The 21,217-nt window shown below is 58.1% G+C and carries 24 protein-coding genes; 12 read left to right on the forward strand and 12 right to left on the reverse strand.

Annotation, left to right across the window (positions count from 1 at the left end):
- Positions 1-53: 53 nt before the first annotated feature.
- From ACR0KL_RS03080 to ACR0KL_RS03095, 4 genes are all read left to right on the forward strand, one after another.
- Complete coding sequence (locus ACR0KL_RS03080; protein WP_170676545.1) at positions 54-734, forward strand: type 1 glutamine amidotransferase; 681 nt, start codon at positions 54-56, stop codon at positions 732-734.
- Positions 734-2,092, forward strand: coding sequence for a glutamine synthetase family protein (locus ACR0KL_RS03085; protein WP_170676547.1), 1,359 nt, complete (start codon positions 734-736; stop codon positions 2,090-2,092). The genes ACR0KL_RS03080 and ACR0KL_RS03085 overlap by 1 nt, the downstream gene beginning before the upstream one ends.
- A 20-nt stretch (positions 2,093-2,112) precedes the next feature.
- A complete protein-coding gene (locus ACR0KL_RS03090; protein ID WP_170676710.1) occupies positions 2,113-3,417 on the forward strand; it encodes an NAD(P)/FAD-dependent oxidoreductase in 1,305 nt (434 codons plus the stop codon).
- Positions 3,418-3,533: 116 nt separating this feature from the next.
- A complete protein-coding gene (locus tag ACR0KL_RS03095) occupies positions 3,534-4,748 on the forward strand; it encodes an aminotransferase class I/II-fold pyridoxal phosphate-dependent enzyme (RefSeq protein ID WP_170676549.1) in 1,215 nt (404 codons plus the stop codon).
- Here the strand turns inward: ACR0KL_RS03095 and ACR0KL_RS03100 are convergent.
- The 4 genes from ACR0KL_RS03100 to ACR0KL_RS03115 all read right to left on the reverse strand — a co-directional run bounded on the left by ACR0KL_RS03100 (position 4,736) and on the right by ACR0KL_RS03115 (position 8,578).
- Positions 4,736-5,491: a trypsin-like serine protease gene (locus tag ACR0KL_RS03100; protein ID WP_170676551.1), complete on the reverse strand. Its 756-nt coding sequence runs from the start codon at positions 5,489-5,491 to the stop codon at positions 4,736-4,738. The genes ACR0KL_RS03095 and ACR0KL_RS03100 overlap by 13 nt on opposite strands.
- Before the next feature lie 11 nt (positions 5,492-5,502).
- Positions 5,503-6,051 (reverse strand): polyhydroxyalkanoate synthesis repressor PhaR, encoded by a 549-nt coding sequence (gene phaR, locus ACR0KL_RS03105; protein WP_170552879.1) that lies wholly within the window; start codon positions 6,049-6,051, stop codon positions 5,503-5,505.
- 134 nt (positions 6,052-6,185) lie between these two features.
- On the reverse strand, positions 6,186-6,632 hold the full coding sequence (locus ACR0KL_RS03110; protein WP_170374114.1) for a phasin family protein: 447 nt from the start codon (positions 6,630-6,632) through the stop codon (positions 6,186-6,188).
- Between the two features lie 143 nt (positions 6,633-6,775).
- Positions 6,776-8,578 carry a PHA/PHB synthase family protein gene (locus ACR0KL_RS03115; RefSeq protein WP_480776628.1) on the reverse strand — a complete coding sequence of 601 codons (1,803 nt, stop codon included), beginning with the start codon at positions 8,576-8,578 and terminating at the stop codon, positions 6,776-6,778.
- Positions 8,579-8,689: 111 nt separating this feature from the next.
- Here ACR0KL_RS03115 and phaZ point away from each other — a divergent pair, with 111 nt between their 5' ends.
- On the forward strand, positions 8,690-9,961 hold the full coding sequence (gene phaZ, locus ACR0KL_RS03120) for a polyhydroxyalkanoate depolymerase (protein ID WP_170374116.1): 1,272 nt from the start codon (positions 8,690-8,692) through the stop codon (positions 9,959-9,961).
- Between the two features lie 5 nt (positions 9,962-9,966).
- On the forward strand, positions 9,967-10,545 hold the full coding sequence (locus tag ACR0KL_RS03125) for a DUF6151 family protein (RefSeq protein ID WP_170676555.1): 579 nt from the start codon (positions 9,967-9,969) through the stop codon (positions 10,543-10,545).
- Here the strand turns inward: ACR0KL_RS03125 and ACR0KL_RS03130 are convergent.
- The 4 genes from ACR0KL_RS03130 to ACR0KL_RS03145 form a co-directional block, all read right to left on the reverse strand.
- Complete coding sequence (locus tag ACR0KL_RS03130) at positions 10,542-11,252, reverse strand: alpha/beta fold hydrolase (protein WP_170640898.1); 711 nt, start codon at positions 11,250-11,252, stop codon at positions 10,542-10,544. The two genes, ACR0KL_RS03125 and ACR0KL_RS03130, sit on opposite strands and share 4 nt — an antisense overlap.
- Before the next feature lie 82 nt (positions 11,253-11,334).
- Complete coding sequence (locus ACR0KL_RS03135) at positions 11,335-11,949, reverse strand: hypothetical protein (protein WP_480776642.1); 615 nt, start codon at positions 11,947-11,949, stop codon at positions 11,335-11,337.
- Between the two features lie 40 nt (positions 11,950-11,989).
- A complete protein-coding gene (locus ACR0KL_RS03140) occupies positions 11,990-12,985 on the reverse strand; it encodes an alpha/beta hydrolase (RefSeq protein WP_480523201.1) in 996 nt (331 codons plus the stop codon).
- Entirely contained in the window at positions 12,982-13,731 is a 750-nt protein-coding gene (locus ACR0KL_RS03145) for an alpha/beta fold hydrolase (RefSeq protein WP_170676557.1), read from the reverse strand. The genes ACR0KL_RS03140 and ACR0KL_RS03145 overlap by 4 nt, the downstream gene beginning before the upstream one ends.
- Before the next feature lie 215 nt (positions 13,732-13,946).
- Between ACR0KL_RS03145 and thrS the strand changes: the two genes are divergently transcribed.
- The 5 genes from thrS to ACR0KL_RS03170 all read left to right on the forward strand — a co-directional run bounded on the left by thrS (position 13,947) and on the right by ACR0KL_RS03170 (position 18,633).
- Positions 13,947-15,905 (forward strand): threonine--tRNA ligase, encoded by a 1,959-nt coding sequence (gene thrS, locus ACR0KL_RS03150; protein WP_170676559.1) that lies wholly within the window; start codon positions 13,947-13,949, stop codon positions 15,903-15,905.
- 221 nt (positions 15,906-16,126) lie between these two features.
- Positions 16,127-16,429, forward strand: a complete 303-nt coding sequence (locus tag ACR0KL_RS03155; RefSeq protein ID WP_170374122.1) for a BufA1 family periplasmic bufferin-type metallophore — start codon at positions 16,127-16,129, stop codon at positions 16,427-16,429.
- 73 nt (positions 16,430-16,502) lie between these two features.
- On the forward strand, positions 16,503-17,360 hold the full coding sequence (gene bufB / locus ACR0KL_RS03160) for an MNIO family bufferin maturase (protein WP_170676561.1): 858 nt from the start codon (positions 16,503-16,505) through the stop codon (positions 17,358-17,360).
- The gene (locus tag ACR0KL_RS03165; RefSeq protein ID WP_170660229.1) at positions 17,357-18,118 is read left to right on the forward strand and encodes an HvfC/BufC N-terminal domain-containing protein; all 762 of its coding nucleotides are present in this window, start codon (positions 17,357-17,359) and stop codon (positions 18,116-18,118) included. Before bufB ends, ACR0KL_RS03165 begins: the two co-directional genes overlap by 4 nt.
- Complete coding sequence (locus ACR0KL_RS03170; protein WP_170459064.1) at positions 18,115-18,633, forward strand: DoxX family protein; 519 nt, start codon at positions 18,115-18,117, stop codon at positions 18,631-18,633. The genes ACR0KL_RS03165 and ACR0KL_RS03170 overlap by 4 nt, the downstream gene beginning before the upstream one ends.
- 1 nt (position 18,634) lies before the next feature.
- Here the strand turns inward: ACR0KL_RS03170 and ACR0KL_RS03175 are convergent, their stop codons facing one another.
- Positions 18,635-19,003, reverse strand: a complete 369-nt coding sequence (locus ACR0KL_RS03175) for a hypothetical protein (RefSeq protein ID WP_170660230.1) — start codon at positions 19,001-19,003, stop codon at positions 18,635-18,637.
- 41 nt (positions 19,004-19,044) lie between these two features.
- Positions 19,045-19,362, reverse strand: coding sequence for an ArsC/Spx/MgsR family protein (locus ACR0KL_RS03180; RefSeq protein WP_170660231.1), 318 nt, complete (start codon positions 19,360-19,362; stop codon positions 19,045-19,047).
- A 213-nt stretch (positions 19,363-19,575) separates the two neighbouring features.
- Between ACR0KL_RS03180 and ACR0KL_RS03185 the strand changes: the two genes are divergently transcribed.
- Entirely contained in the window at positions 19,576-19,782 is a 207-nt protein-coding gene (locus tag ACR0KL_RS03185; RefSeq protein WP_008758035.1) for a cold-shock protein, read from the forward strand.
- A gap of 87 nt (positions 19,783-19,869) precedes the next feature.
- Here the strand turns inward: ACR0KL_RS03185 and ACR0KL_RS03190 are convergent, their stop codons facing one another.
- Complete coding sequence (locus ACR0KL_RS03190) at positions 19,870-20,172, reverse strand: hypothetical protein (RefSeq protein ID WP_170488721.1); 303 nt, start codon at positions 20,170-20,172, stop codon at positions 19,870-19,872.
- Between the two features lie 58 nt (positions 20,173-20,230).
- Positions 20,231-21,142, reverse strand: coding sequence for an FAD-dependent thymidylate synthase (thyX, locus tag ACR0KL_RS03195; protein WP_170676563.1), 912 nt, complete (start codon positions 21,140-21,142; stop codon positions 20,231-20,233).
- Positions 21,143-21,217 lie beyond the last annotated feature (75 nt).

Consider the following 21,217-nt stretch of genomic DNA (forward strand, 5'->3'; position numbering starts at 1 on the left):
TGCCCGAAGGCCCGCTCTCGGGTATTTCTGAATTTGATCAAATTCGGTGACTTATGAAAATCGGCATTCTACAAACTGGCCACACCCCTGATGCGCTCATGCAGGATTTCGGGGACTATGACTCTTTGTTTCCGGCGTTGCTGGACGGACATGGGTTTGAATTCAAAACCTTCGCAGTCGTTGACGGGATCTTCCCAGACAGCGCAGAAGACGCAGATGGCTGGCTGATCACAGGCTCTCGCTACGGGGCCTATGAGGACCTGCCATGGATTCCCCCGCTTGAGGACCTGATCCGCCAAATTCACCAAAGCGGCAAGCCGCTGGTGGGTGTCTGCTTTGGTCACCAGATCATCGCGCAGGCGCTGGGCGGCAAGGTCGAAAAATACCAAGGTGGTTGGTCGGTTGGACGTACTGAATATGACTTTGATGGCGACAACGTCTGGCTAAACGCATGGCATCAGGATCAGGTCGTGGACGTGCCGGACGGGGCCGAGGTGATCGGCAGCAATGACTTCTGCCAAAACGCCATGCTGCGCTATGGTGACCAGATCTGGACCGTGCAGGCGCATCCTGAATTTTCCAACGATTTCGTCTCGGGCCTGATGCGCACGCGCGGCAAAGGGTTGGTGCCTGATGACCTCATGCAAGCCGCGGCGAACAGACAAACAGCACCAGACCATAATGCCCGGATCGCGCAGATCATGGCGGATTTTCTGAAGAAAGCGAGGGCCTGATGGCCGATTGGACAGACGCAGCACCGCAGGCCGCACAAGACTATATCGCCGGACATCGGCTGGATGAGGTCGAGTGCATAATCTCGGACCTGCCGGGCATTGCCCGAGGCAAGGCCGTTCCCGCATCGAAATTCGCGCGGCAATCCTATTTCCACCTGCCTGACAGTATCTTCTACCAGACGATCACGGGCGGCTGGGGTGAAGCCGCGGGTGAGGACGGATTCATTGAACGCGACATGATCCTGAAACCGGATTTCTCGACCACATCGGCGGCGCCTTGGACTGGCGACTGGACGCTGCAGGTGATCCACGACGCCTATGACCGCGACGACAACCCGATCCCCTACAGCCCGCGCAACGTGCTGAAACGTGTTGTGCAGCTCTATCACGACAAGGGCTGGAAGCCGGTGGTCGCCCCGGAGATGGAGTTCTTTCTAGTCGCCCGCAACGTTGACCCGGCGCAGTCGATTGAGCCGATGATGGGCCGCTCGGGCCGTCCTGCCGCCGCGCGTCAGGCCTATTCCATGACGGCCGTGGACGAATTCGGTCCGGTGATCGACGACATTTATGATTTCGCCGAACATCAGGGGTTCGAGATCGACGGGATCACCCAAGAAGGCGGCGCAGGCCAGCTTGAGATCAACCTGCGCCACGGCAATCCGGTGAAGCTGGCGGATGAAGTCTTCTACTTCAAACGCCTGATCCGCGAGGCCGCGCTGCGCCACAATTGCTTCGCGACCTTCATGGCGAAACCGATCGAGGATGAGCCGGGATCGGCCATGCACATCCACCATTCGATCATCGACATAGCGACCGGCCAGAACATCTTCTCCGGTCCGCAAGGAGGTGAGACGGACGCGTTTTATCACTTCATCGCGGGCCTGCAGACCCACCTGCCCGCCGGTCTTGCCGTGATGGCGCCGTATGTGAACTCTTACCGTCGCTATGTGAAAGACCATGCCGCGCCGATCAATCTGGAATGGGCGCGGGACAATCGCACCACGGGTATCCGGGTGCCGCTGTCCGGCCCTGAAGCACGACGCGTGGAGAACCGTATCGCTGGAATGGACTGCAACCCGTATCTCGGGATCGCGTTGTCACTGGCCTGTGGTTATCTGGGTCTGGTCCAACAGGAACGCCCCCGCCGGCAGTTCTACGGTGACGCCTATGAGGGCGAAGGGGATATCCCGCAGGTGATGGGGAATGCTCTGGACCTGTTCGACGGAGCCACGGAGCTGCATGAGATACTGGGCCCTGAATTCGCCCGCGTCTATGGCATCGTGAAACGGGCCGAGTACGAAGAGTTCCTGCAGGTGATCTCTCCGTGGGAGCGGGAACATCTCTTGCTGAACGTCTGAGCCTTTTGGGGTCACCAGAGATGAACCTTCTCTATTCCAACGATAGCAAAGCCGAGTATCCGGCAAGCTGGTATGCCGCGACAGCCAATCCGCTCGCGCGTTTTCCTGAGTTCAAAGGCGAAACGCGCGCCGATGTTTGCATCGTCGGCGGCGGTTATACGGGTTTGTCGGCTGCGCTGCATCTGGCCGAGGCCGGGATGGACGTTGTCCTGCTTGAGGCACACCGAGTGGGCTTCGGCGCATCAGGCCGCAATGGCGGCCAGTTGGGCAGCGCCCAGCGCATGGACCAGGAGGATCTGGAGCGGCTCGTCGGACAGGACGACGCCACCAAGCTTTGGGATCTGGCCGAGGATGCGAAAGCCTTGGTCAAATCGCTGATTAAAAAGCACAAAATTGACTGCGACCTGAAGCCTGGCATCGCCAACCTGGGCCTGTCAGCGTCCGAGCGCAGCGATCTGCACGCCCATGCCGCGCATTTGTCGGACCGCTACGGCTACGATCAGATCGAGCTGTTGGATGAAGAGGCGGGCCACGCCCTTTGCCCCTCACCCGCTTACAAGGGTGGGTATCTGGACATGGGAGCGGCGCATTTGCACCCGTTGAACTATGCGCTCGGTCTGGCCCGTGCTGTTGAGGCCGCGGGCGTGCGTATTTTCGAAGGCACCGAGGTGACAGGGATCGAACAAGGCGACCCGGCTACTGTTCTTACCGAAGGTGGGAATGTCCGCGCCCAACACGTCATTCTGGCTTGCAACGGATACCTTGGAACGCTGAACCGGCAGGTCGCGGCGCGGGTGATGCCGATCAACAACTTCATAGCCGCGACGGAGCCGCTTGGGGATGAGGCCGCACATGTACTGACGCAGGATGTCGCGGTTGCGGATACGAAATTCGTGGTGAACTACTTCCGCCTCAGCGCCGATGGGCGCCTTCTGTTTGGCGGAGGCGAAAGCTATGGCTACCGTTTCCCCTCGGATATCGCCGCCACCGTGCGCAAGCCAATGACCGAGATCTTTCCGCATCTGCGGGACGTCAGGCTCGACTACGCGTGGGGCGGCACTCTGGCGATTACAATGCGGCGGATGCCTTATCTTACGCGTGTTGCGCCGAATATCCTGTCCGCCTCTGGCTATTCCGGCCATGGCGTCGGCACCGCAACACATGCCGGTCAACTGATGGCATTGGCCATCCAAGGGCAGGCCGAAGGGTTCGATACAATGGCCCGTGTCCCGGCCCTGCCCTTTCCCGGTGGTCCGGCCCTGCGCAGCCCTCTGCTGGTGCTGGCGATGACATGGTACGCGATGCGGGATCGGCTGGGGATCTAGCCCCCGTTTTCCATACGACAATTTGGTGAAATTTTGCCGATCTTGCGATTGGGGGCTTGGCACGGGCGGGATGCTTGATTTAATAAAGTGAAAGTTAGAATTCGGGAAAACCAAATATGACGCTGCCACCCAACGTTCATGACGCCGAACCCATCCCCGCCGCCGCACGAGACGCAATTGACGCCCTGATGCAGTCAGGCGACCTGTTTCGTTACACCGCGCCGCAGGACGCGCCGGTCTCTTTGCTGGAATCCGAGTTCGCCACACTACTAGGCACGAAATACGCATTGGCTGTTTCCTCCTGCTCGGCCGCTCTGTTTCTGTCGCTGAAGGCACTGGGCCTGCCGCGGGATGCGCGGGTTCTGATCCCAGGCTTCACATTTGCAGCCGTACCATCTTCGGTCGTGCATGCGGATTGCGTTCCGGTTCTGTGCGAAGTTGGTCCGAACTACCGCATCGACATGGCTGATTTCGAGGCCAAGCTGGACGATGTGCAGGCGGTCATCATTAGCCATATGCGCGGCCATACCTCGGACATGGATGCGATCATGGCGCTGTGCGACGCGCGCGATATCCCGGTGATCGAAGATGCCGCCCATTCGCTGGGCACGACCTGGCATGGGCGCAACATTGGCACCATCGGCAAAATTGGCTGCTTCTCGTTCCAGTCCTACAAGATGATCAACGCCGGCGAAGGTGGCATTTTGATCACCGACGACGCCGATCTGGTGGCCCGCACCGTGATCATGTCAGGGGCCTATGAGCATAACTGGAAGAAGCACAAAACTCCGCATGGCGACAACTCACCTGAGTTGGAGCAGGCCTTTGCCCGCTGGCAGAACAAACTGCCGCTATATAACTTGCGGATGAGCAACCTCAGCGCCGCAGTGATCCGCCCTCAGATTCCAGAACTGGCGCGCCGCGTGCGCGATGGGCTGGCGAACCACGATTATGTGGCGGAACGTCTGAACAGCTCGGACTATATCGACGTCCCTGCCCCGCTTTCGCCCGAACGTCGTGCGCCGGATTCGATTCAGTTCAATCTGGTCGGCATGGATGAGGATGAAATCCGCGCCTTTGCCGCCGCATCCGAGGCGCGCGGCGTCAAAGTTCAGGTCTTTGGCATGAGCGAAGACAATGCCCGCGCCTTCTGGAACTGGCAGTTCCTGCCTGAGCAATTCGAACTGCCGCAAACACGTGCCATGCTGATGACAGCCTGTGACGTGCGCCTGCCCGTGCGCCTGACGCGTGAGGAACTGGACGTGATCGCCGATATCTTGCTGGCCTCGGTCGGTGAGGTGATTGGCCCTGTCCCCGCTTACGGTACCTGAACTCCGAGCACTGAGACGAACAACGCATCGATCCCTTCGGGGGTCGGTGCGATGCGGGACAAGATAGCAGCCACCCGCAGCCCGCCCGAGGTATTCACCAACAGCGGTGCGCCGGAATCCCCCATCATCACCGGGCAGATCCCATGCAGCATTTGGCCTGCATATATACGCATGGGGCAAGTCTCTGTCTGGCTCAGGACATGAGGTCTTAGCCCCGGATAGCCCGCGACGAAACCCGCCTCGACCTCTTGATCTGCCGGTTTCACGAAACCGACCTCGGCCCCGATCGGAGCGTCCAGCACCAGAATGGCCCAGTCCAATTCGGGTTGATCGGAGAAGCTGGCCGATACGTCTTGACCTGCAGGCAAGATATAGTCATCGGCTCGCGCAACCGAGACCGCCTCGCCCCGCTGGTACCCGGCAGCAAATCGAATACTCTCGGGTGGTATCCAGCGTTTGCGTGATCGATTGTAGAGACAATGCGCCGCCGTCAACACATGGTTTTCCGAGATCAGAACGCCCGTACAATGAGATCGTTGGTCCCGCCCTGCGTAGTTGACGCGACCAATCGCGCGCCAAGGGGCCTCGGACGCATCGAGTATCTCACGCGCCCGGATATCCTGACATCCGGCAGAGGTATCTGTCCCCAACCGACAGACTGCCGACCAGTTTTCAGAGAACTGCCCCTCGGCCCAAACGGCTTGCGACCAAAGAATGGCGATACACAGGACCAGCCAGCGCATCGCTTATGCCTCTAGTTCAGTTTCGAAAGCTTCTGCTGCAACTCGGCCAATTGCTTTTTGATGTCGTCCAGGTCCTCTTTTGGTTCGGACTCATCCTCTTTATCCGGGCCTGACCAGTTGCCGGACAACCCGCCGGTCATCGCCTTGAGGAACGCCTGTTGCTGCGCCTGCATCGCCTCGAATCCCGGCATCTGAGACATCGGGTTCATGGCGTTCATGTTCTCCATCATCTTGCTTTGGCTTTCGCGCAGCATGTCGAACGAGCTTTGTAGGAATTGCGGCATCATGCCCCCACCCGGCACCATGTAGCTGCGCACCAGATCGTTCAGGACATTCACCGGCAGGACGTTCTCGCCCCGGCTTTCATGTTCGGCAATGATTTGCAAAAGGTACTGGCGGGTCAGGTCATCGCCCGTCTTCAGATCAATGATCTGAACTTCGCGCCCGTCGCGGATGAACCCCGCAATATCTTCGAGCGTCACGTAATCGCTGGTCTCAGTGTTATACAGCCGACGGCTGGCATAGCGCTTGATCAACAGCGGTTTTTCTTTGTCCGACACCTTGTACCCTCCCCAAGGATGATGCGTTGCAGCAGAGGTTATGCGACTGCAGCACAAAAAGAAAGGGCAGGTCAATCGACCTGCCCAACGCGATGGCACCTATAGGGAGGATAAGATGCTCGTCGCGGACGTTCTTACTTGGCAGCTGCGGCTTTCTTGGCAGCAGTCGTCACCTCAGAAGTCGCTTTCTTGACAGCTGCGGTTGCTTCTTCAGCAGCGTCTTTGCCAGCAGCCATCAGCAGCTCAACGGTTTCCGACTGAACTTTTTTCGCGATTTCAGCGAAAGCAGCCAGGTTTTCAGCAGCAACTTCAGCCGACGCGCTTGCGAAGTCGGTTGCAGCTTTTGCGTAGTCAGCAGGCTCGGCCTTTGCTTTCGACATCTCGGTCAGCTTGGCCAGGGTGTCCTTGGTCCATTTGTTCGAGATTTCAGCCGATTTCTCAGCCGCGTCCAGAGCAACGCCCGACAGCTTTTCGTTCAGCGCTGCGGTCGATTTGAAGGCACCTTCCATTGCGGTGGTGTCTACCGGAAACGCGCCCATGACGTCTTTCATGATCGCGGTGAAGTCTTGGGTCTTTGCCATTGTCCTAATCCTTTTCACCGAACCGGGCCCACCCCGGTTTCCATCGGCTTGAGGACAATATGATTTCTGCATCGCAGCATTTCAAGTTTTTTCTTGCTGCAATGCAGAAAAAATCAAGTTTCATTTTGAAATCAGCGATTTGCTCAACGATTTGCCTTGAGCAAAACATAGCTGCCAGGCGCTGGACACAGGCTCGGATGCTCCGAATCACCCGTTTCGCGCGCCGGGATCTGCTTGCCAGACCGTTTCTTCAGCCAAGCGCCCCACATCGGCCACCAGGATCCTTCGTGAAAGTCAGCGTCTTTTAACCAGGCCTCGGCATCCAATTTCAGATCAGGGTTGGTGTAGTGGCCGTATTTCTTCTTGCTGGGCGGGTTCACAATTCCGGCGATATGGCCGGACTCTGATACGACAAAAGTCTTGGACTTGGACCCCATCTGCTGAACACCGCGATAGCAGTCTTTCCAGCGGGCGATATGGTCCGTCTCGCAGGTGATAGCCATCAGGGGGACGTCCACATCCCTGACACGCAGCTTGTGGCCCAGCATCTCGAAGCCGTCGCCCACGAATTCGTTGTGCTGGCACAGGCCGCGCAGATACTGCACCGCCATCTTCCCCGGCAGGTTCGAGCCGTCGCCATTCCAATACAGCAGGTCAAAAGCCGGAGGGGTCTCTCCCATCATATAGCTGCGGATTGCAGGCGTGTAGATCAGGTCGCGCGAACGCAGGAAGGACATCGTACGCCCAAGAATCCACGCGCGTAGAAGGCCATCTTTGGCGACCTGATCCTCGATCCCATCCACAAAGTCGTTTTGCAAAAACGGCGTGAATTCTCCTTGATCGCCAAAATCGGTCAGAGCCGTAAAGAAGGTCGCCGACTTGACCGATTTGTCCCCGCGCTGTTTGAGCAGTGACAGGGTCAGGCTGAGCGTGGTGCCCGCAATGCAATACCCGACGGCGTTGACCTGTTTTACTTTGCAGATCTTCTTGACCGTCTCGATCGCAGTCAGGAACCCGTCCTGAATATAGTCCTCCATCCCCACATCAGCGTAGGTGGAGTCGGGATTAATCCAGCTAACGACAAACAGGGTGTATCCGTGCTCGGTCACCCATTTGATCAGGCTGTTCTGGGTTTTGAGGTCAAGAATGTAGAATTTGTTGATCCACGGCGGGAACAGAACGATGGGCGTTTCGTGCACCGTCTCGGTTGCTGGTTTGTATTGGATCAGCTCCATCATGCGGTTGCGATAAACAACATCGCCGGGGCTGGTCGCAATATTGACCCCAACCTCGAATGCACTGTCATCCGCAAGCTTGACCACAAGCTCACCATCATTGGCCTCTAGGTCCGAGACGAGGTTCTCAAGCCCTTGGATCAGGGATTGCCCCTCGGTTTCGACAGCTTTCTCCAAGGCATCGGGGTTGGTTGCCAGAAAATTGGTGGGGGCCATCAGGTCAATGATCTGCTGCGAGAAATACTGAAGGCGCTGCTTGTCCTTCTCTTCAAGGTCCTCAACCGACGACACCGCCTGCGCGATCGCTTCGGCATTGGTCTGGTACTGCTGGCGGATCAAGCGAAAATAGGGGTTGGTGTCCCAAAGCGGGTTGGAAAAGCGTTTATCCTTGGGTTTGGGTTCGTCTTCATCGACTTCACCTGTGGTCAGGGCCTGCTGAGCCTCGGCAAAGTTCAAAACGGACTTGCCCCAGTATTCGATCTGCTGCTCCAGCAGTTTGGCAGGATTCTGCAAGGCGTCGGCCCAATAGGCCGTTGCCGCACGTGCATAAAGCTCTTGATTCGGGCCGTCCAATGCCGGGACATGAGACTTTTTCGAAGCCATGACTTCGATCAGGCGCTTGGAGAGAGCCTCAACCTTCTCCATATTTTCTTTAATGCGTTCAATATGTTCTTCGGTAACTTGGCCCGTATTGTCTTCACTTGTTGTCATTTTAACAATTCACCCCTACTCTCGCTGCTATGCAGAATAACGTCGCGGACGTTGGTCGACAAAGCGACGAATGGTCCGAACTCTTAGGTTGATACTCCGGAGGATCCTTCGATGCGCTACATGATGACCTACGATCTGATGGAAACCATGCGCAATACGAACCAATGGCTTGGTTCGACGGCAAATGCGATGGCCTCCTACCCGCTGTTTTCGATGGTTCCCAACCCGGCGTTCAGCTGGATGGCCGCTTGGGGTGAAGTGACCGAGCGCACCTTTCAACGCATGGTCGCGAAGCCCGATTGGGGCATCCGGACGTTCACGTGTGAAGATGGCAAAGATCATCTGGTCGAAGTCACCTCGGTTCTGGAGCGTCCCTTTGGGGACCTTCTCCATTTCAAGGTAAACGGGCGCGAAACGCAACCTCGCAAGGTGCTTTTGGTGGCTCCAATGTCCGGTCACTACGCCACATTGCTGCGCTCGACCGTCAAAAGCCTGCTGGTCAATTGCGAAGTTTACATCACCGATTGGCATAACGCGCGCGATATCCCCGTGTCCGCCGGAAAGTTCGATGTCGAGGATTACACCCTCTACCTTGTCGATTTTATGAAGGAACTTGGTCCGGACACCCATGTGGTCGCTGTGTGCCAACCTGCGCCACTGACACTGGCCGCGACCGCCTATCTGGCCGAGGTCGAACCAAAGGCCCAGCCCAGCACCCTGACCCTGATTGGTGGCCCGGTCGATCCCGACGCCACCCCGACTGACGTGACCGACTTTGGCCGTCGCGTGACGATGGGCCAGTTGGAAGAGACCATGATCCAGCGCGTTGGTTTCAAATACAAAGGCGTGGGTCGAATGGTTTATCCCGGCCTGTTGCAGCTGGCTTCGTTCATGTCGATGAATGCCGAACGCCACTCCACAGCCTTCACGGATCAGATTCAGCGTGTGATGCGGGGGGAGGCCTCGGACCATGACGCCCATAATCGCTTCTACGATGAATACCTCGCTGTCATGGATATGCCGGCCGAATTTTATCTCTCCACGGTCGAACGCATTTTCAAAAACCGCGAGATTGGGCGGAACGAATTTGTCGTCGCCGGGCACAAGGTGGATATGGGCAAGATCACCGATGTGGCCGTGAAAACCGTGGAAGGCGCGAATGACGATATCTCGGCCCCCGGACAGTGTATCGCCGCGCTTGATCTGTGTACCGGTCTGCCGGACAGCAAGAAAGCCAGCCATGTTGAACCCGGTGCGGGGCATTACGGCATCTTCGCTGGCCGCAGCTGGCGCGACAATATCCGCCCGCTGGTCATCGACTTCATGAACGAGAACAGCCGCAAACCGCGTCGTCGGGCGGCCAACAGCAACAAAGTCGCGTAAGGGCTTTGGCGTCAGAGGCTGACCTCACCTTTTCTTGCGCCTGCAGGAAACTGACAGGCCGCATCACATCTGATGGTGCGCGTCTGGGTACCCATGCCGAATGTTTTTGCCACGACTGCCGTGCGGCCCAGCTTTACTTCGGCCAACCCGACCCGGCCCCCGGCCCGGTTGAGGTGTTTCAAATCGCCCCCGACGAGGCCACGATTGACAGCGGCGCCGAACATTTGGCGGCGATGTCACTAAGCCCGAAGGGTATGCTGCGATGGTATGCCAAATGCTGCAACTCATCCTTGGCTACGACACCACGCACCGCCAGATTTCCCTTTGTGGGGTTCATCGCATTGCGCATCGCCGATCGCGCACGACTTGGCCCGATCTCGACTCGTGGATTTGTGCCTCGGCCCAACGGCAAGCAAAAGCACGAAAATCTGGCTCCGGCGGCAATTGGGTTGCTTAGGCGCGTGATCAAATCAAGACTATCCGGCGGGTGGAAAAACACGCCGTTCTTTGATCCTGAGAGTTTTGAACCCGCCGTGACACCGACAGTGATCAGCAAAGAGGAACGCGCAGCGCTCTACCCTTAGGCCATGCGCAAGGGTTCATCCAGCCATGCTTGCATCAGGTCGATCACCTGCCCGGGCGCTTCCAGCGTTGGCAGATATCCAGCCGCGTCGATTATGTGCATCACTGCATTTGGGATCATGTCCGCCATGAAGGCATGCTTGCGCTCGGGCGTCAGCCGGTCATGTTTTCCACACAGGATCAGGCTGGGCGCTTTGATCCGGCGCAGCGTGCCCTGCTGATCCGCGCGCCTCTGTAGCGCACGCATCTGGGTAACAAACACCTCTGGGCCCAAGTCCAGTGCCATCGCCAGTAGGTCATTCAACACAGGGATGCGCTGCGTTCCCGGCGCCAGAGTGTCCGACCCCACAACCTGCCGCATCACCTCCTCAAGCCGACCAGCCTGCGCGCCGATGATCAGATCCTCCCGCGCGGCCGCGATCTGCGGTGTGTCGGCCTGCGCATCGGTTGAGATCAGGCACAGGCGCGACACCCGATCCGGGGCGCGACGGACAAGCTCCAACGCCACCACGCCTCCCAGCCCGTGCCCGGCCAGCGCGAACCGATGAGGCAGCTGATCCAGCAAATCCGAGGCGATCTCTTCGATCCGTTCCCCCCGGCTGATCGCCGAGACGACCACGGCGCCGCGGCGTGAAAAGGCATCAATTTGGGGATGAAACAGCCGGGCATCACACATCAAACCCGGCAACAACACCAGCGGCTCAATCAAGTGGGGCCTCCTTTTGCTCGGTTATCCGAGTCGTTCCTTCTCATCAGGATGGAAGGTTTGGATCAGCCCAGCAAGTGAATCTTTATGGATAGGCGATTCCTCGGAATGGCGGGAAGTCAGCATAGCGTTTCTGACGGGCTGAAAGCGTTTCGCCCGGCTCGGCCCCCGGTCGTAAAAGGCAACCTTTGGGTGCGATATAGCTGTCGATCCGGCGTTGAGGCTTTGGACGCCACACCAGATTGAATGCGCAGAGTTTCGGGAAAAACCAGATCTCGGAGTAGTCAAGATGATCATGCATCCACCAGCCCAAATCACGCCAGTCCCGCCCCTGCGCGTAGCGATCCGCAAACCAGGGGATCACGATAGATGCCCCAGCGACCCGCGCCTTGCCCTGCCCCCAATCCCAGATATGACACTCCAGCGGATTGTCGTTGCGCGCACAGTTAAGGCGGTTTTCGTTGCCAAAGGCATTCAAGGACGGCGACCGATAGCCCGAGCGCACCGCGACCCGGCCAAAGGTCTCCTCCAGCGGGTCCAGCAAAGTTTGGCAAAAGGCGCTGCCGGTTTCGATGGCCAGTTCCGGGTTCTCAGGCAGGTTCTGTTTTTGATGGAAATTCCCGATCTCGGAGTACAGGAAATCGCGCATGAAGAAATGCCGGGACAGACGCACACGACCCAGCGTCTCAAGGCTCCACATGCTGCCCGGCTTGCGCATCTCTATGCTCTTGAAGGAGGGGTCATTCGATCCCCTGCGTTTTCAACCACGCCAATATCCCATTCACCGTCGGCTCTGTCTGGTCCGGAGACATCAGGCGACCGGCAATCACATGCGACATCGGATCATCTTCAGGCCCCATCGTGACAAGCTCAACCGTTGCTGGCGCACCCCAGGCCTCGGCCACCTTGTGGGTCTTGTCCGGGCGCACGACCTGATCATCATCCGAGAACCAGAACAGCGCTGGCACCAAAGCTTGCGAGAAATCAAGACCGTAGACCGTTTCGACCAGAACTGTCATCGGCACCACAGCCTCCCACGGATAAACGGCCGTCCAGTACTTGTTCTTTTCTGGATCTGGCCCGGATACATCTCGTTCCGGCCCCATCAACAATGGCAACCAATCCCGCGCCCACGGCAGACCGGGTATGAACGCCCCTGTCGAATTCACTCCGAAATTCGGCGACACAAACACCATTGCCGCGACATCTTCGCTGAGTGCCGGGTTCAAAGCCGCCGCCGCCGCCAGCGTGCCGCCGGTCGATGTCGAAATGACCACGACCTTTTCCCCAACGGCCTTGGCCGCCGCCAGCCCCTCGGCCATGTCCTGCATCCAGCCAGAGGCGGTCGCATCGCCCATCGCGGCCCCACTGCGCCCATGTCCTTGCAAGCGTGCATATACCAGATTGGCCCCCAGAGCGTCAGCGACCATATCAGGCACGGGACGGATCTCTTCTGAACTGGCCGAGAAGCCATGGACATACAGCACCGAATAGGGCGTCCGCCGCTCTTTGAACCCGTCCTGCCAGATCACACGCTTTTCGACACCGGGGACGATATCGTCAAAGGCGGATTCCGTGCTTTCAAAATAGACCTGAACGCCTTCGCCAAACTTGCGGGGGTCGAAATCCGGGTTCAGGTTCACTTCTTCCCTCGGCCCAAACCAATAAATCAGGCCTCCGACAACGATCAGAACCAGCAAAACCCGGCCAAGAGCCCACCCAAACCAGCGCATCATTCATTCCCCAAAACGTCGAGAACGGCTTTTTCGATCAAGCCAAGGCATGGCCCGTCCGAGAACCGATGATCCGCATCCTTGACCAGCAACAATCGCATATCCGGTCCGGTCGCGTGCTCTAGCAGGCGAACGGCTGTTTCAGTCGACACCGCCGTATCAGCCGTCCCCTGCAAAAAACGAACGGGAAACGGCAGATCCAACGCGTTCCGCAGAACCAGGCGTTGCCGACCATCCTCGATCATACGTTTGGTGATGATGTAAGGCTCCATATAATCCGAGGGCAATTCTACATGCCCAACCTCCTCCAGCGCTACCTTCTGCGCATCTGAAAAGGACGCCCAATAGCCGTCCTCGGTAAAATCCGGGGCTGCCGCGATGGTCACCATGCCCACAATTCGCTCCGGCAACGCCTTTGCCAGCAGCAGCGCCTGCCAACCACCCATCGAGGACCCCACGACCACCAAAGGCCCCTCAGTCAAGGCACCCACCGCGGCCAGCGTATCTTCGTGCCAATCGCCAATGCAGCCATCAGTGAACACCTCAGAGCTTTCGCCATGCCCGGAATAGTCAAACCGCAAGAACGCCTGCCCCCGCGCCTGCGCCCAAGCCTCAAGATGAACGGCCTTGGTCCCCTCCATATCCGATTTCAAACCGCCCAGAAAAACAAGGGTCGGCCCGGCCCCTTCACTCTTGTGATAAGCCAACCGCCGCCCCTGCGCCGTTTCCAAAAAATCTGTTGCTGCCATGAAGTCCTCTTTGCTTTCCTGACATCATGCACGCCCCCCGCCTAAGTGCAATTCCGTGATCCCCCTTCATCTGGCCAAAAATACCTCGGGGAGCGCGAGGGGCTGGCCCCTCGCTCCCGCTCTTGACACAATCCCCACCACCTGCCAAAGCAGCCAGACGCAAATAACCCGCAACCGGGCGTTCAGTGGGCGCCGAACCGACGAGGAGAGCCGACATGGCCCTGGATTCAAAATCCGTCTCTCTTACCTTTCCCGATGGCAATGCACGTTCCTATGACGCAGGCGTAACGCCCGCGCAGGTGGCTGCCGACATCTCAACCTCGCTGGCGAAAAAAGCCATCTCGGCCACAGTGAACGGTCAGCACTGGGACCTGCAATGGCCCATCGATGCAGATGCCCAAATCGCCATCCACACCATGAAGGATGAAGCGCAGGCCAATGAGCTGATCCGCCACGATCTGGCGCATGTGATGGCCCGCGCCGTGCAGGAAATCTGGCCCGCCACCAAAGTCACCATTGGCCCCGTTATCGAAAACGGTTGGTACTATGACTTTGACCGCGAAGAGCCATTCACGCCCGAAGATCTCGGCCTCATCGAGAAAAAGATGAAAGAGATCATCAACAAGCGCGACCCCGTCACCACCGAGGTCTGGGATCGCGACCGCGCGATCGAATTCTACAAGGCCAACAATGAGCCCTATAAGGTCGAGCTGATCGAAGCCATTCCGGGTGATGAGCCGCTGCGGATGTACTGGCACGGGCACTGGCAGGACCTTTGCCGCGGCCCGCACCTGCAGCACACCGGTCAACTACCGGGCGATGCCTTCAAACTGATGTCCATCGCCGGTGCCTATTGGCGTGGCGACAGCGACCGCGCGATGTTGCAGCGCATCTATGGCGTAGCGTTCACCGGCAAGGAAAAGCTCAAAGCGCACCTGAACATGCTGGAGGAGGCCGCAAAGCGCGACCACCGCAAGCTGGGCCGCGAGATGAACCTGTATCACATGCAGGAAGAGGCTCCGGGTCAGGTGTTCTGGCATCCCAACGGCTGGAAAATCTACACCACCCTGCAGGACTACATGCGCCGGATGCAGGACCGTGACGGCTATGTTGAGGTCAACACACCGCAAGTCGTTGACCGCAAACTGTGGGAAGCCTCGGGCCACTGGGACAAATACCAAGAGAACATGTTCATCGTCGAAGTTGACGAAGAGCATGCCCGCGAAAAGGCGATCAACGCGCTCAAGCCGATGAACTGCCCGTGCCACGTGCAGGTGTTCAATCAGGGCCTGAAATCCTATCGCGACCTGCCGCTGCGCATGGCCGAGTTTGGCTCCTGCGCGCGCTATGAGCCCTCGGGCGCGTTGCACGGGATCATGCGGGTGCGCGGCTTCACTCAGGACGACGGTCACATCTTCTGCGCCGAGGATCAGATCGAGTCCGAGACCGCAAAATTCATCGCCTTCCTGTCGAAGGTCTATGCCGACCTTGGCTTCCACGACTGGACCATCAAACTGTCCACCCGTCCGGAAAAGCGGATCGGCAGCGATGAAAGCTGGGATTTTGTCGAGAAAGCCTTGGGCGATGCCTGCAAGGCCGCTGGCTATGACTATGAGGTTCTCGAAGGCGAAGGCGCGTTCTACGGTCCGAAGCTGGAGTTCACTTTGACAGATGCCATCGGCCGCAACTGGCAATGTGGCACGCTGCAGGTCGACCCCAACTTGCCGGAGCGACTGGACGCGAACTTTATCGGCGCGGACGGGTCCAAGCATCGCCCCTACATGTTGCACCGGGCTTGTCTTGGGTCGTTCGAACGGTTCATCGGCATTCTGATCGAAGAACACGCGGGCAAGTTGCCGTTCTGGCTGGCGCCGCGGCAGGTCGTTGTGGCCTCGATCACGTCGGATGCGGATGACTATGTCGCCGAAGTTGTTGAAACGCTCCGCGCCGCTGGCGTCCGGGCCGAGGCGGATATTCGCAACGAAAAGATCAACTACAAGGTCCGCGAGCACTCAGTCGGTAAGGTTCCGGTCATCCTGGCGGTGGGTCACCGCGAGGTGGATGATCGCACTGTAAGTGTCCGCCGACTGGGCGAAAAACAAACGCAGGTTCAATCTCTTGAGACTGTAACAAATGAGCTGTCCAAGGCAGCCACCCCACCGGACCTGCTGTAACATAAGTCAGTTTCTGACCCCTCATCCGGCCCTGAAATCGGGGCCGGATTGAAACATTTTCCATTTTTCAATTCAAAAACAATTTGTTAACCTGCAAGAGGGCATGACAATGCCTGACGCGCTTGTGAGACACGGCCTCGTGAATTTAACTGTGGCTCACTAGTCGTTACCTTTGTCATTGTCACAAGCAGACATACGCAGTCATCAAAAGGATTACCGAGATGTCGAACACAGCCAAATCCCTGGTTATCGCAACAGCAGTCGCAGCCGCCGTTTCGGGCGCAGCAACCACCGCCTCCGCACAAGCGAAAGAGAAATGCTATGGCGTTTCGCTGGCCGGTCAGAACGATTGCGCCGCAGGCCCCGGCACCACATGCGCGGGCACCTCGACCGTTGACTATCAGGGCAACGCCTGGACTCTGGTTGATGCAGGCACCTGCGCCGATATCGAACTGCCCGCACAGGCAGACGGCACCCCGCGCAAAGGTTCGCTGGAAGAACTGAACCGCGACCTGCCGGCATAATATCTGCCACACAAGATCCAAGGGGCGGGCCAAGTCGCCCGCCCCTTTTCACGTGATCATAGGGAACTGACACATGCTGGACGACGCATTCAGGTCGAACCGCCTGCCCGCAGCGCCGGGTGTTGGGTATAAACCGCAGCACTTTGCACAGATCCTTGAACACGCGCAGCCCGTCGCATGGCTGGAAATCCATGCTGAGAATTACATGGGCGACGGCGGCCGCCCACTGGCGCAACTGCGCCATCTATCAGAACAATTCCCAATCTCGGTCCACGGTGTTGGCCTGTCCATCGGCGGCGAAGGCCCGCTGGATGCAGACCATCTGGCGCGATTGAAACATCTGGTCGGCTGGCTGAACCCGGCCAGCTTCTCCGAGCATCTGGCTTGGTCGACTCATGACAGCCACTTCCTGAACGACCTTCTGCCCCTGCCCTATACCGATGCCACTTTGACCCGCATCTGCGATCATATCGACCAGGTACAAGAGGTGGTTGGACGGCAAATGCTGCTCGAAAACCCCTCGAGCTATCTGGCGTTTGAGGAAAGCAACTGGTCCGAGCCTGACTTCCTGCGCGAAGTTTCGAACCGAACCGGATGCGGGCTGTTGCTGGACGTGAATAACGTCTTTGTCTCGGCCACCAATCTGGACTTCTCGCCCCAGGGCTATATCGATGCCTACCCGCTTGAAAAGGTTGGTGAGATTCACCTCGGCGGTCACGATGAAGACGAAGACGACCACGGTAAACCTCTGCTGATCGACAGCCACGGGCGCGAGGTCGTTGATCCGGTCTGGGCGCTTTTGGACTATGTTCTGGATCGGTCGGGGCCGAAGCCTCTCTTGGTCGAGTGGGACACGGATGTTCCTGACTGGCCGGTCCTGCGGGACGAGGCCGTGCGCGCCCAGGCGGCTCTGGAGCGGATCCCGGCATGAGCGTGTCGCAAACCCAGTTCCGCGCCGCGCTTCTGGACGCCACTACCCCGGTCCCGGAGGGTTTGCTGGATTCTGAAAACCAACCCGCCGGTCGGCGGTTCAGCGTCTATCGCAACAATGTCGCTGTCTCACTGACCGAGGCCATGCAGCAGGCCTTTCCCGTGATCACCAAGCTGCTTGGACCACAGAACATGGATGGCCTTTCGGGCATTTTCCTACGCCAGCACCCGCCTACATCCCCGTTGATGATGTTTTATGGTGAGGAGTTTCCCGCCTTTGTCGCCGGAATGCCTCAGCTGTCCCATCTGGGCTACCTTGCCGATATGGCGCGGCTGGAACTTGCCCTGCGCCACTCCTACCACGCGGCAGACAGCACGCCCGCACCCGCCGATGCGCTGGCCGTTCCCCCGGAAGACGTGATGCGCGCACGGCTGAGTTTTGCCCCGGCGATGCGGGTGATCCAGTCGGATTGGCCGATCCACGCGATCTGGCGCTACAATTCGGAAGCGGACGCCCCTAAACCGGCCGCTCAAGCCGAGGATGTTCTGGTCACCCGCCCGGAATATGATCCAGCCCCACATCTGCTGCCCAAAGGCGGAGCAGACTGGATCGCACATATGCAAGCGGGCGACACCATCGGCAGCGCGTTCGAAAAAACCGCTGCCGACACGCCCGATTTTGATCTTGGAACCACTCTGGCACTGCTTTTGCAAGGCGGTGCAATAACCTCTGTGACTATCGAAAGGCTGGAGTCATGACTGCGCTCATCTCAATCCACAACTCCGTTTTGGGAAAGGTGGACCATGCGTCCGGTTGGCTGACGCCTACCCTCGCCCGGCTCGTGTTTATTGCTGTATTGCTCGTCTACTACTGGAACTCGGCGATGCTGAAGATTGATGGGTCGATCTTCTCGCCATCCAGTGGTGCGTTTGGGCAAATCTTTCCGAAAGCCGCCGAAGCCGTGCTTTGGGACGTCACGCAAATGACGTTCTTCCAGCGGATCGTGATCTTCCTTGGCACCGTGGCCGAGTTCGTCCTGCCCGCGCTGCTGCTGGTTGGTCTGTTCACGCGTCTGGCGGCGGTCGCAATGATCGGGTTTGTCTGGGTGCAGACCATTGTCGACGTGACCGGCCATGGCGTGAAACTGGGCAGCCTGTTCAATGCCGCGCCTGACCTTGTGGATCAGCGCACCATGTGGACCTTCCTGTTTCTGGTTATGGTCATCAATGGCGCAGGCCCGCTGTCGTTGGACCGCATCCTGCGCCTGAAATAACTCAGAAATGAGCCTTGGGTTCGTCCGGTTTTCCCGCGGCGAGCCCGAGCACCCCGGCTACCGCGGCAAAGGCAATCGGGAACATGGTGAAGACGCCGAAACCGAACGCATAGTACATCCCAGCAGCCGAGGCCAATAGCAAGATCCCCGCAATCAACGCCCGCGCATGGGCCATGGCCCCACCCGCGATCGCCAACAAAGGCGCAACGATCGAGGCCGCTTGAATCAGGTCAGGGTTATCCACCTGCTCGGCAATCCCTTCGATATCGCCAAAATGCTTGATGGCTTCGACATAGCCATATCCGAAAAAACCGACAATCATACCGATCAAACCGGCGATGACGCCCAAAATCATGGCAGCGTTTCGCATGTATCTTCCTTTACAGTTCGTATCAGCAGATAGGTACGCGGCTACGCAACACCAAGAGAGGCCCGTGTTTCAGCGGTCCACCCCAGAAACAACTCTCCGTCCTTTTCGATCAGAGGGCGCTTCATCAGCGTCGGATGATCGGCCAGCAACTCCAGCGGCGGCCGTGCGCGCTCGGCTTCGTCCAATCCGCGCCACGTGGTTGACCGGGTATTGAGCAAAGCCTCGCCGAACGTGGCAAAAGCTTGCGAAAGGGTCTCAGCCGGAACTCCGTCCGCCCTTACATCCACGAGAGTCGCTTCTGGTAGCGATTTCAGCGCCTTACGGCACGTATCGCAGTTTTTCAAACCATAAAGGCGCATTTTTGAGCTGCTCCTGCATTTGTAACTTTTTTATGCAAACTGGTTGGTTTCCAGCGGTAATTCTTGATTTTTTACTTCACCGTGCAATGTTGAAAAAGACGAAACGTGCATTTCGGACTGTATCTGACCCAGAAATCAGCCCGATACGCCATGACGTCGACACAGCCCCCACCAATTTGTGGGACAATGCGCAAGTAGAAGGAGACACGGGACATGCCAACCGGCACCGTGAAATGGTTTAACACTACCAAAGGCTATGGGTTTATTGCCCCTGATGAGGGGGGCAAAGATGTGTTTGTTCATATCTCGGCCGTAGAACGATCCGGCCTCACCGGACTCGCAGACAATCAGAAAGTCTCGTACGAGTTGCAGGACGGGCGTGACGGCCGCCAGATGGCAGCTGATTTGAAGCCGTTGTAACCTCCACCCCGCCAGATGTGGGGTGTTTCCAATCAAGGCTGACGGCCAATTTCAGGCCGTCAGCCAAATATTCCCTAGAAATCGGCGTTACCCACGTGTCGATTTTTCGTTGGTGCGGGCATGCCAGTCTTCGCCCATAGCCACGATGCAGGACGTTCCTGTCGCGTAAGTAACGACCATGGTCCAGTCGCCACGGTCGCTGCTCCAGACCTCCATGATCTGCTCGGGCCCGCGCATGCCGGTTGCCACGCGTTCGGCGCCGAATTGGCGTGTCAGTTTCTCTTGCAGCCTAGGAGTCGCTTCACACAGTATTTCGGCTATAGGTGATTTTGCCTGCGCAGGTGACGCCAGCACAAGACACAGTGGGATCAGGCGAAACAAATAAGTCATGAAGCCAATGTAACAGCTTCACGACAAAACGTATATACAAAAGATATGCTTCTGAGGCTCAATCCTTGCGGATTACATCCTCGAACTCACGCCATTCTCGCGCCGTCATGCCCGAGTTCTCCTGGGTCACAGTCTCACCTGCCAACATCCGGCGCAGGCTGTCGACCATTTGGGACGAGAGGTTAACGGCACCCAGCCGATAATCCTCGAACGCCCTATAGGCGAAAGGCACCCAATCGGCGACGATCTTGCACATCATATCGGCATAGACCCGGATCTCGTATTGGGCATGCGGGTCAGCGCGCAGACGCAGGAAGTGGAACAGATTGTGCAGGTCCACCTTCCAATACCACTGCGTATAGATGTTTGCGGGCAGATTCATCCGCGCCAGTTCGCGCGCCAAACCTTGTTGCCCGTCCTGATTGATCATCGCCTCATAATTGTCATAGCAGCGGGCGCTGTCGGCCTTTAGGATTTCCAGCACGCGCGCGGCCTCTTCCCCTTCCAAGGCGGACCCTCGACCCTGGTTGTTGACCTCGGACTGCGCGGCCACGTGGTCAGGGGCGGGAATATAGAACTCACGGTCGAGAATCGAATAGCGCGCCGAGTATTCGTTCACATTGGCGGTCCGGTGGCGAATCCACTGGCGCGCGACGAAAACCGGCAGCTTTACATGCAGCTTGATCTCGCACATCTCAAACGGCGTCGAATGCCAGTGACGCATCAGATAGCGGATCAGGCCCTCATCATTTTGCACGGATTTGGTGCCCTTGCCGTAGGACACGCGCGCCGCCTGACAAATGGCTGCATCGTCGCCCATATAGTCGATGACCCGGACAAAACCGTGGTCCAACACCTGATGGGCCGTGTACAGATGGTCTTCCATGCCCGGTGCAACAACGCGGCGAGTTGGATGCGATTGCGCGCGCTGCGCTTCGATCTCGGCCAGTTGGTCGGCAGACAGAGGCATGAAATTATCCTTTCCAAGAATGAGTCGATGCCCACTATATATCGTCAACTCCACCACTGGAACCGCGATATCTGC

The sequence above is a fragment of the Ruegeria sp. C8 genome, assembly GCF_056537565.1.

Excerpts from the sequence above, each read along its gene's own strand:
- ACR0KL_RS03170 (WP_170459064.1), top strand. The coding sequence starts at position 18,115 with ATGACTGCGCTCATCTCAATCCACAACTCCGTTTTGGGAAAGGTGGAC.
- ACR0KL_RS03190 (WP_170488721.1), bottom strand. The coding sequence starts at position 20,172 with ATGACTTATTTGTTTCGCCTGATCCCACTGTGTCTTGTGCTGGCGTCA.
- ACR0KL_RS03175 (WP_170660230.1), bottom strand. The coding sequence starts at position 19,003 with ATGCGAAACGCTGCCATGATTTTGGGCGTCATCGCCGGTTTGATCGGT.
- ACR0KL_RS03090 (WP_170676710.1), top strand. The coding sequence starts at position 2,113 with ATGAACCTTCTCTATTCCAACGATAGCAAAGCCGAGTATCCGGCAAGC.
- ACR0KL_RS03135 (WP_480776642.1), bottom strand. The coding sequence starts at position 11,949 with ATGTGGAGCCTTGAGACGCTGGGTCGTGTGCGTCTGTCCCGGCATTTC.
- ACR0KL_RS03145 (WP_170676557.1), bottom strand. The coding sequence starts at position 13,731 with ATGGCAGCAACAGATTTTTTGGAAACGGCGCAGGGGCGGCGGTTGGCT.
- thyX (WP_170676563.1), bottom strand. The coding sequence starts at position 21,142 with ATGCCTCTGTCTGCCGACCAACTGGCCGAGATCGAAGCGCAGCGCGCG.
- ACR0KL_RS03185 (WP_008758035.1), top strand. The coding sequence starts at position 19,576 with ATGCCAACCGGCACCGTGAAATGGTTTAACACTACCAAAGGCTATGGG.
- ACR0KL_RS03085 (WP_170676547.1), top strand. The coding sequence starts at position 734 with ATGGCCGATTGGACAGACGCAGCACCGCAGGCCGCACAAGACTATATC.
- ACR0KL_RS03110 (WP_170374114.1), bottom strand. The coding sequence starts at position 6,632 with ATGGCAAAGACCCAAGACTTCACCGCGATCATGAAAGACGTCATGGGC.
- bufB (WP_170676561.1), top strand. The coding sequence starts at position 16,503 with ATGCTGGACGACGCATTCAGGTCGAACCGCCTGCCCGCAGCGCCGGGT.
- thrS (WP_170676559.1), top strand. The coding sequence starts at position 13,947 with ATGGCCCTGGATTCAAAATCCGTCTCTCTTACCTTTCCCGATGGCAAT.
- ACR0KL_RS03165 (WP_170660229.1), top strand. The coding sequence starts at position 17,357 with ATGAGCGTGTCGCAAACCCAGTTCCGCGCCGCGCTTCTGGACGCCACT.
- ACR0KL_RS03140 (WP_480523201.1), bottom strand. The coding sequence starts at position 12,985 with ATGATGCGCTGGTTTGGGTGGGCTCTTGGCCGGGTTTTGCTGGTTCTG.
- phaZ (WP_170374116.1), top strand. The coding sequence starts at position 8,690 with ATGCGCTACATGATGACCTACGATCTGATGGAAACCATGCGCAATACG.
- ACR0KL_RS03115 (WP_480776628.1), bottom strand. The coding sequence starts at position 8,578 with ATGACAACAAGTGAAGACAATACGGGCCAAGTTACCGAAGAACATATT.
- ACR0KL_RS03095 (WP_170676549.1), top strand. The coding sequence starts at position 3,534 with ATGACGCTGCCACCCAACGTTCATGACGCCGAACCCATCCCCGCCGCC.
- ACR0KL_RS03180 (WP_170660231.1), bottom strand. The coding sequence starts at position 19,362 with ATGCGCCTTTATGGTTTGAAAAACTGCGATACGTGCCGTAAGGCGCTG.
- ACR0KL_RS03100 (WP_170676551.1), bottom strand. The coding sequence starts at position 5,491 with ATGCGCTGGCTGGTCCTGTGTATCGCCATTCTTTGGTCGCAAGCCGTT.
- ACR0KL_RS03080 (WP_170676545.1), top strand. The coding sequence starts at position 54 with ATGAAAATCGGCATTCTACAAACTGGCCACACCCCTGATGCGCTCATG.
- ACR0KL_RS03155 (WP_170374122.1), top strand. The coding sequence starts at position 16,127 with ATGTCGAACACAGCCAAATCCCTGGTTATCGCAACAGCAGTCGCAGCC.